The sequence below is a fragment of the Devosia sp. genome, assembly GCF_035944845.1.
GTDB lineage: Bacteria > Pseudomonadota > Alphaproteobacteria > Rhizobiales > Devosiaceae > Devosia_A.
In genome coordinates this window covers 96,588-106,006 of record NZ_DASZAW010000124.1, presented here as the reverse complement: position 1 = coordinate 106,006, position 9,419 = coordinate 96,588, and the positions used below count along the sequence as shown (strand labels likewise).

Annotated in this window: 7 protein-coding genes; 5 read left to right on the top strand and 2 right to left on the bottom strand. The window is 65.5% G+C overall.

Annotated elements, in window-relative coordinates; translation table 11 throughout:
* The 5 genes from hydA to VGV07_RS24745 all read left to right on the top strand — a co-directional run.
* On the top strand, window positions 1-1,168 hold a 1,168-nt coding region (gene hydA, locus VGV07_RS24765), incomplete at its 5' end, for a dihydropyrimidinase (protein ID WP_326871401.1).
* 4 nt (window positions 1,169-1,172) lie between these two features.
* On the top strand, window positions 1,173-1,976 hold the full coding sequence (locus tag VGV07_RS24760; protein WP_326871400.1) for an ABC transporter ATP-binding protein: 804 nt from the start codon (window positions 1,173-1,175) through the stop codon (window positions 1,974-1,976).
* 3 nt (window positions 1,977-1,979) lie between these two features.
* Window positions 1,980-2,861 carry an ABC transporter permease gene (locus VGV07_RS24755; protein WP_326871399.1) on the top strand — a complete coding sequence of 294 codons (882 nt, stop codon included), beginning with the start codon at window positions 1,980-1,982 and terminating at the stop codon, window positions 2,859-2,861.
* Window positions 2,862-3,097: 236 nt separating this feature from the next.
* Window positions 3,098-3,973 (top strand): ABC transporter permease, encoded by an 876-nt coding sequence (locus VGV07_RS24750; RefSeq protein WP_414649995.1) that lies wholly within the window; start codon window positions 3,098-3,100, stop codon window positions 3,971-3,973.
* Between the two features lie 109 nt (window positions 3,974-4,082).
* Window positions 4,083-5,057, top strand: a complete 975-nt coding sequence (locus tag VGV07_RS24745) for an ABC transporter substrate-binding protein (protein WP_326871397.1) — start codon at window positions 4,083-4,085, stop codon at window positions 5,055-5,057.
* A 228-nt stretch (window positions 5,058-5,285) separates the two neighbouring features.
* Here the strand turns inward: VGV07_RS24745 and VGV07_RS24740 are convergent, their stop codons facing one another.
* The gene (locus tag VGV07_RS24740) at window positions 5,286-7,259 is read right to left on the bottom strand and encodes a PhoX family phosphatase (protein WP_326871396.1); all 1,974 of its coding nucleotides are present in this window, start codon (window positions 7,257-7,259) and stop codon (window positions 5,286-5,288) included.
* Window positions 7,260-7,548: 289 nt separating this feature from the next.
* Complete coding sequence (locus VGV07_RS24735) at window positions 7,549-9,360, bottom strand: putative bifunctional diguanylate cyclase/phosphodiesterase (RefSeq protein ID WP_326871395.1); 1,812 nt, start codon at window positions 9,358-9,360, stop codon at window positions 7,549-7,551.
* Window positions 9,361-9,419 lie beyond the last annotated feature (59 nt).

Here is a 9,419-nt window from a genome sequence, read left to right as displayed (position 1 = left end):
GCAGCAGTCGCTGCTCGAAGCCTTGCAGATGTGGGACAACAAGACCTCGAAGGCCAGTTGCGACTACTCGTTCCACATGGCGATCACCTGGTGGGGCGAGCAGGTGTTCAACGAGATGGCCGATGTGGTCGATCGCGGCATTACCTCGTTCAAGCACTTCATGGCCTATAAGGGCGCCCTGATGGTGGATGACGACGAGATGTTCTCGTCGTTCCAGCGCTGCGCCGACCTCGGCGCCCTGCCGCTCGTTCATGCCGAGAACGGCGACGTGGTGGCGCAGATGACGGCCAAGCTTCTCGCTGCGGGCAATAACGGGCCGGAGGCGCATGCCTATTCGCGGCCGCCCGAGGTGGAGGGCGAGGCGACCAACCGGGCGATCATGATCGCCGATATGGCAGGGGTGCCGGTCTATATCGTCCACACCTCGTGCGAACAGGCGCATGAGGCGATCCGCCGGGCCCGGCAGGCGGGGAAACGTGTCTATGGCGAGCCGTTGATCCAGCACCTGGTGCTCGACGAGAGCGAGTATTTCAACCGCGACTGGGATTATGCGGCGCGCCGGGTAATGAGCCCGCCATTCCGCAACAAGCAGCACCAGGATTCGCTGTGGGCCGGGCTCGCCTCGGGCTCGCTGCAGGTGGTGGCGACTGATCACTGCGCCTTCACCACGGCGCAGAAGCGCAACGGCATCGGCAACTTCGCCAAGATCCCCAACGGTACCGGCGGGCTCGAGGACCGCATGCCGGTGCTGTGGACCAAGGGCGTCAAGACCGGCCGGCTGACGATGAACGAGTTCGTCGCGGTGACCTCGACCAACATCGCCAAGATTCTCAACATGTATCCCAAGAAGGGCGCCATCCTCGTCGGAGCGGATGCCGACCTCGTGGTGTGGGATCCCAAGCGCAAGAAAACGATCAGCGCGGCAAAGCAACAGTCGGCGATCGACTACAATGTGTTCGAGGGCATCGAGGTCGAAGGGCTGCCGCGCTTCACGCTGACGCGTGGGCAGGTGGCGGTGACCGAGGACACGATCAGCACCGAACAGGGGCACGGTGAGTTCGTGGCGCGAGAAGCGAAGAACCCGGTGAACCGGGCGCTTTCGACGTGGAAAGAGATCACGGCGCCGCGCAAGGTGGAACGCACCGGTATTCCGGCGACGGGGGTTTGAGGGTTTGACGACTGACGGGGGCAAATCGCAGAGCGTGGTCGAGGCCAAGGGTCTCGGCCTGACTTTCAAGACGAGTGATGGCGACGTGGTGGCGCTGTCGGACGTCAACCTGAGCATCAGCCGAGGCGAGTTCGTTTCCTTCATCGGCCCCTCGGGCTGCGGCAAGACCACTTTCCTCAGGGTGATCGCCGACCTGGAGCAGCCGACCTCGGGGACCATCACCGTCAACGGCACCTCGCCGGCCGATGCCCGGGTCAACCGCTCCTATGGCTACGTGTTCCAGGCGCCGGCGCTGTTTCCGTGGCGCTCGATCGAGAGCAATGTGGCGCTGCCGCTCGAAATCATGGGGTATGGCGATGCCGACCGGAAGGCCCGGATCAGGAAGTCGCTGGAGCTGGTGAACCTCGAGGGGTTCGAAAAGAAGTTTCCCTGGCAGCTCAGTGGCGGCATGCAGCAGCGCGCTTCGATCGCCCGGGCCCTGGCGTTCGATGCGGACCTGTTGCTGATGGACGAACCGTTCGGGGCGCTCGACGAGATCGTCCGCGACCATCTCAACTCGGAGCTCCTGAAGCTCTGGGCGGCGACGCGGAAGACCATCGCCTTCGTCACCCATTCGATCCCCGAGGCGGTGTATCTCTCGACCAAGATCGTGGTGATGAGCCCGCGGCCCGGCCGGGTCACCGACATCATCGACAGCACCCTGCCCCGTGGCGAACGACCGCTCGAAATCCGCGAGACGCCGGAATTCCTGCAGCTCGCAGCGCGTGTCCGCGACGGCCTGCGCGCCGGCCACTCGTACGAGGAGTAGCCGATGCGGGGGCTGATGGGGGGCAAGACTGGTCCGGTGCTGATCGTGCTGCTGGCAATCGTCTTGTTTTGGTACGCGATGGCGATTGTGATGAATGCGCCATGGCAGAACACCCTGAACGGACGCGCCAACCTGACCGACGTTCCCTTTACCGAGTTCGCACTCCAGACCTTCGGGCAGGACAAGCCGGTACTGCCGGCGCCACACCAGGTGGTGGGCGCGATCTGGACCGGGCTGTTCGGCGCCGCCATCACGGCCCCCCGCTCGCTGGCCTTTCATGCCGGAATTACGCTCGGCGCCACGCTGCTCGGCTTTGCCTTGGGGACGCTCCTGGGGGTGCTGCTGGCGGTGGCGATTGTTCACAACAACGCCTCCGACCGTTCGCTGATGCCATGGATCATCGCCAGCCAGACGGTGCCGATCCTCGCCATCGCACCGATGGTGGTGGTGGGGCTGGGGGCGGTGGGCGTCACCGGCATGGTGCCCAAGGCGCTGATCTCGATGTATCTGAGCTTCTTCCCGGTCGTGGTCGGCATGGTGAAGGGGTTGAGGACGCCCGAAGCGATCCAGCTCGACCTGATGCGCACCTACAATGCCTCGCCGCTGCAGGTCTTCATGAAGCTCCGCTGGCCGGCTTCGATCCCGTTTCTGTTCGCCTCGATGAAGGTCGGCATCGCCATTTCGCTGATCGGCGCCGTGGTGGGCGAACTCAGCAACAATGCCGGCGGCGGGCTCGGCGTGCGGTTGCTCACCGGTTCCTATAACGGCCAGACGATCCAGATCTGGGCGGCCTTGTTCATCGCCGCGGCACTCGCCGCGATCCTCGTGATCCTCGTGGGCTGGGGCGAAAAGCTTGCCAACCGGCGGATGGGGGTGCGGGCATGAGCCGGCTGCAACGCATTCTCGCTGTCGCGGCGCTGCTGTTTGCCCTGCTGGCGCTGGTGCTGCCGACCGGCAATTTCGGCGGTGTACCGGTCGCCGCGTGGACCAGCGTGCCGACACTGATCTTCCTCGTTGCGACGGTGCTGGCGATCGGCGCCTTCCGGCTGCGCGCGCCGACACTGGCAATCGGCGCGCTGGCGGCAGCAGGCTGCGTCCTGCTGATCGTCTGGGTCGAACCGATGGATAGTGCGCTCGCCGGCTTCTGGGCGCTGCTGGTGCTCAGCTGGCTGTTATGCTGGCTGTTCGCCGAGCAGCTCTCCGCCGATATCCGCCGCGGCAAAGCCAATGACAGGCTGTTCGGCTGGCTGGTGCCGGTGGCGTTCGGCGTCGCGGTGCTGGTGGCCTGGGAAGCCATTACCCGTGGGGCGAACGTGCCGCAGGTGCTGCTGCCGCCACCGAGCATGATCTGGGCCCGGCTCACCGCCTCGGTGCCGACGCTGGCGGCCGATTTCGTCCAGACCTTCAAGGCGGTGCTGGCCGGCTTTGCGCTCGGCTGTGGCTCTGGTTTCATTGTCGCGATCCTCGTCGACCGCTCGCCGTTCCTCAAACGCGGGCTGCTGCCGATCGGCAATTTCGTCTCGGCGCTGCCGATCATCGGCATCGCGCCGATCATGGTGATGTGGTTCGGGTTCGACTGGCCGAGCAAAGCCGCCGTGGTCGTGGCGATGACGTTCTTCCCGATGCTGGTGAACACCGTCGCCGGGCTGAACGCCTCGTCAATGATCGAACGCGACCTGATGCGCACCTATGCTGCAAACTACTGGGAGACGCTGTTCAAGCTGCGCCTTCCGGCCGCCGCGCCGTTCATCTTCAACGCCTTGAAGATCAACTCGACTCTGGCGCTGATCGGCGCAATCGTGGCGGAATTCTTCGGGACGCCCATCGTGGGAATGGGCTTCCGGATATCGACCGAGGTCGGCAAGCTCAATATCGACCTGGTCTGGGCAGAAATCGCTGTGGCGGCGGTTGCAGGGTCTGCCTTCTATGGGGTCATCGCGCTCATCGAGCGCGCGGTGACCTTCTGGCATCCGTCGGTCCGAGGTGGGCGGACATGAAGTCCGCCTGGCCGAGGTGGGCGGACCAAAAGTCAGCCTGGCCGAGGTGGCAGGCATAACGTCCGCCTGGCCGTGGTGGCCGGGCGTAACAGGGGTAAGGGAAACGACAATGAAGAAACTTCTTCTTGCATTGGCCGCGGGCGCGATGGCGCTTACCGCGACCACCGCAATGGCGCAGGACAAGCTGACGCTGCAGCTGAAGTGGGTGACGCAGGCGCAGTTCGCCGGCTATATCGTCGCCAAGGCGAAGGGCTACTACACCGACGAGAAGCTCGACGTAACGATCCTGCCGGGCGGGCCGAACGTGGCGCCGGAGCAGGTGATTGCCGGCGGTGGCGCCGACATCATCGTCGACTGGATGGGCGGCGCAGCCGCGGCCCGCGACAAGGGCGTGCCGCTGGTCAACATCGCGCAGCCGTTCAAGCGCTCCGGCCTCGAGCTGATCTGCCCCAAGGAAAACAACATCAACACCGTCGCCGATTTCAAGGGCAAGACGCTGGGCGTCTGGTTCTTCGGCAACGAATATCCGTTCTTCGCCTGGATGAACAAGGAAGGCCTGTCGACGGCCGAGGGCGGCGACGTGAAGGTGCTGCAGCAATCCTTCGATATCCAGCCGATGATCCAGAAGCAGGCCGACTGCATCTCGGTGATGACCTATAACGAGTACGGCCAGGCGCTCGACGCCGGCTATGGCCCGGAAAACCTCACCATCTTCAACTATACCGAGATGGGCAACGACCTGCTCGAGGACGGCCTCTACGTCATGGAGCCGACGCTGCAGGATGCGGCCAAGGTCGACGCCTATACCCGCTTCGTGAAGGCCTCGATGAAGGGCTGGCAGTACGCGCTCGACAACCCCGATGAGGCGGCGCAGATCGTCGTCGACTCCGACGATACCGGCGCGGCCGAACTGAAGCACCAGCGCTACATGGTTGGCGAGGTTTCGAAGCTCGTCGACGCCACCGACCCGGCGCTCGACATGGCCGCCTATGAGCGCACCATCAAGGCTCTGGTCGACCAGAAGATCATCAGCAAGGCCCCGGAAGGCGCCTACACCACTGTGATTACCGACGCGCTGAAGTAAGCAGCGGTCACGGAGAGTGACGAAGGCGGGGAGCGATCCCCGCCTTTTTTGTTTTTGCTGACTGAGAGAGACGGCCCCCTCCCATCCTCCCCCATAAAGGGGGAGGTGCCCTGCCGGTGTGTTTGGCACGATAGAGGACAGAGCCTCGACTCTTCACCTCCCCCTTTATGGGGGAGGCCGGGAGGGGGCAGTCTGTTTCAGTACGCCACCCGCTTCAGTACGCCGCCCTCAGCTGCCGATCACCCCGCCATCGTCCTTGCTGATCACCACCAGTGACGGACGCGGCCCCTGGCCGTCGACATAGTCCGGCCAGTTGGTGCCGGCGTCGGCGATCGAGGTGGCATCCTCGCCGTCCTCGAGGCGGAGTTCGCCCGGGTGCTGGATGGAGAGGAACATGGTCTTGCCATCAGGGGTGAAGGCGGGCGAGCAGACTTCCGAGCCGACCGGCGGCGAGTAGAACAGTTTCGGCAGCGCCTTGCCGTCGCCTTCGGTGTCGACGGCATAGAGCGCGTCGTTGAACCCGGCATCGGGCGGGCCATCGGTGGTGACCCAGAGGCGGCCGGCGGGATCGATCGACAGGTTGTCGGGGTCGGTGAACCACCCAATGGCCGAGGTTTCGGGGTGGCAGAGGGCGTGCGAGGCCGGATCGGTGGGGTCGCCGCAAAGAATGAAGGCATCCCAGGTGTAGTCGGTCGCGGCATGATCGGGAGCGTCCGGAGCGCCCGGCGGAGTGATCTCGAGGATGTGCCCATCGGGGTTGGGGGCGCGGGTATTGGCGACGTTGACCTGCTCGCCCGCCTCGCCTTCGCCGGCCGGCAGGCGATCCTCGTTTTCGGTCATGGCGATATAGACCCGACCGGTCTTGGGGTGCGGCACAAAACCCTCGGGCGCATCCATCGGGGTGGCGCCGAGCAGGTCGGCGGCCATGCGGGTGCGCAGCACCACGTCGGCCTGGGTGTTGAAGCCGTTCTCGGGAGTGAGCGGACCCTGCCCCTGCACCAGCGGCAGCCAGCTGAGCTTGCCGTCGGCATCGAAGCGGGCGGTGTAGAGCGTGCCCTCGTCGAGCAGGTCCTTATTGGCGGCGCGGTCGGTTGGATTCCAGGGTTTGGACGTCACGAACTTGTAGAGGTACTCGAAGTCGTCATCGTCGCCCATGTAGAGGACGACGCGGCCATCGGGGGCCACCGCGACCTGGGCGCCCTCGTGCGTGAAACGGCCGAGCGCGGTGCGCTTCACCGGCTTTGCCGTCGGATCGAACGGGTCGATCTCGACCACCCAGTCGAACTTCAGCCACTCGTTGGGTTCGTTCTCGAACTTCAGGCGAGGCTCGACCCGGCCCAGCGCGTAGCCGTCATTCTCCTCTTCGTCCCAGCCCTGGCGCTCGACCAGGTCCTGGTCGGGGAGCGTCGTGTAGTCGCCGGCAAAGATATCCATGCCGCCTTCTTCGCCCGAGAGCATGGTGCCCCAGGGGGTGATGCCGCCCGAGCAGTTGGAGATCGAGCCGAAGACGATGGTGCCGGTGGGGTCGATGCTGGTCTTCAGCCGATCGTCGCCGGCGGCGGGACCGCTGAGCCGCATCTCGGTGCCCATATGGACGCGGCGGTTGTACTGGCCATCGGTGACGACCTGCCACTCGGTGCCGGTCTTTTTGACCTCGACGACGGAGATGCCGGTGGAAGCAGCGACGGCGCGGATCTGCGCATCAGTCAGCTTGTCGCGGTAATTCTCATCGGTCAGGCCGGGGAACATCAGGTAGGGCGTGGCATACTCATGGTTGACGACGAGCAGGCCGTGATCGTTCGATTGGCTGCCCTGCGGCAACGACAGGAATGCGGTGAAGTCGTTGTTGTAGCCAAACTGCTTTTCGGCGGCGGCGCCATCGAGGCTCCCCACGTCAAAGGCCGGGCTGTCGGCGAACAGCTTGTCGCCCCACTTGAGGAGAATCTGGCGCGAGTAGCCTTCCGGCCAATGGTCGGTCTTGTCGGTGACGCGGCCGAGCTCGGGGAAGGTGAGGCTCGAGGGCGAGTTGGTGGCGGCAGCGGCGCGGCTGAAGCCGAGGCCGGCGGTAGCGAGCGCCGTGCCGGCAAGCAGCCCCTTCAGCACGGTGCGGCGCGAATAGCCCTCGGCCATCAGGTCGGAATATTTGGTGGTGAACGACTGGCGGCGCGTCGGGCGCGCGCGGGATTTCAAACGATCGGTCATGGTGACGCTCCTGAAATATCGAGAAGCCGTGCACCCGACAGGCGAAGCTGCTGTGACGGATTGGTGACGGTGAGGTGACGGGCGGGCGGGTCGGGCTCGGGCAGGAGTGGCCTTGCGTCCCTCGCCCCTGAAGGGAGAGGGTCAGGGTGAGGGGTAGCCAAGCGCACTGGGCGAGCGGCTGATATTACATGCCGACCAACACCCCATGCCGGCGCGCTTGGCGCCCCTCACCCCAGCCCTCTCCCCAGAGGGGCGAGGGGGCGGTGTGGCACGGCCGGCGATGACGTGCCTACCCCGCTTCGCGCTGGTCGAGCGGGGCTTCGGGCATGGCGTCGGAGGCGAAGACCAGGCGGCGGACAGCGTCGCGGGTCATCGGGCGGGAGATCAGGTAGCCCTGCGCCTCGGTGTAGCCGGCAGCATGGACGCCGCGCAATTGCTCGGCGGTTTCGATGCCCTCGGCGGTGGTCGCCATCATCAGCCGGGCGCCGATATCGGCCACCGCGGCAACGATGGTTTCGGCGCCCTCGGCGCTGTCGAGCGCCTTGATGAACGTGCCGTCGATCTTGATCTTGTCGAACGGGAAGGCCAGCAGATAGCCGAGCGCCGAAAAGCCGGTGCCGAAGTCGTCGAGTGCGATGCGGAGGCCCAGCCCGCGCAACTGGCGCAGGGTCTCGAGGCTCTGTTCGGAATTTTCGAGGAACACCGACTCGGTGATCTCGATCTCGACCCGTTCGTGGGCGATGCCGGAGGCAGCCAGCGCCTGCACCAGGGTGGTGACGAGGCTGCCGCGGACCAGTTGCACCGAGGAGACGTTGACGGCGATCTTCAACTCGCCTGGCCAGCGCGCCGCTTCGGCAAGCGCCTCGCGGATCACCCAATCGCCGATCGGCACGATCAGCCCGGTTTCCTCGGCGACCGGGATGAAGTCGCAGGGCGGCACCAGGCCACGCTCCGGATGCTGCCAGCGCAGCAACGCCTCGAAGCCCGAAAAGGCGTGGGTGCGGAGGTTGAGGATGGGTTGGAAGTGCAGCTCGAACTCGCCGAACTCGATGGCGCGCCGCAGGTCGGCCTCGAGCCGGCGGCGATCGACGCCGATGCGGTTGAGCGCGGGCTCAAAACACCGGATGGAGCCGTGGCTGTCGCGCTTGGCAGCATAGAGCGCCACGTCGGCATTGTGCAGCAGTTCGTCTGGCTCGCTGCCGTCGGTGCCGGCGACGGCGATGCCGATTCCCACCGCGATGGTCACCACCTGGCCGTCGAGATCGTAAGGCGCGACGGTGGCGGCACAGATGCTGGCGGCGAGGTCGAGCGCGCTCTCGGCGTCGCCCCCACGATGCAGCACGGCGAACTCGTCGCCACCCATCCGCGCGGCGCTGTCCATCGGCCCGAGGCAGCCACCGAGCCGACCGGCGAACTGCTTGAGCAGCGCATCGCCCGCGGCGTGGCCCAGGGTGTCGTTGATGGCCTTGAAGCCATCGAGATCGAGGCAGAGCACAGCAAAGCCGCTGGCCCTGCCGACATCACGAAACGCGTTGCCGACCCGCCGGTAGAACAGCGTGCGGTTGGGCAGGCCGGTCAGCGCGTCGTGATAGGCGAGGTGGGTGAGCTCGGCCTGCATGTTGTGCAGTTCGGTCACATCCTTGTGGGTCGAGATCCAGCCGCCATCTTCGATGGGCTGGTGGGTCATCGAAATCACCTGCCCCGAGTTGAGCCGGTGGATACCGCCCAGGGTGCGCTGCTCGTGCACGGCGCTCAGCCGGTCGGCGACATAACCTTCGACATCGTCGCCGACATGGGTATTACCGGCGACGCGGGCCTCGAGAATCTGACGGAAGGTCGTGCCGCGCTTACCCAGTGCCGGCGGCAGCCGATAGATATCAAGGAACTGCCGGTTGCACAGCACCAGCCGGCCGTGACGATCATAGAGCGAAATGCCATGCGCCAGATTGTCGAGGATGGCGCGCAGGTGCAGTTCCTGGGCGCGCAGCTTGCTGCGCGTCGAGCTCAGCGAGCGGCTGAGCTTGAGTCTCGCCGCATCGTCCGCCGGCGCGGCGGTACCCGGGTCGGACGACGGCGCAGCGGTGTTTCCGGTCTTGGGCACGACGCGGGAGTTCCGGAAATCCTGAGGGGATGGAAGTTCAGAGCCTAGTGCCAGCGAGT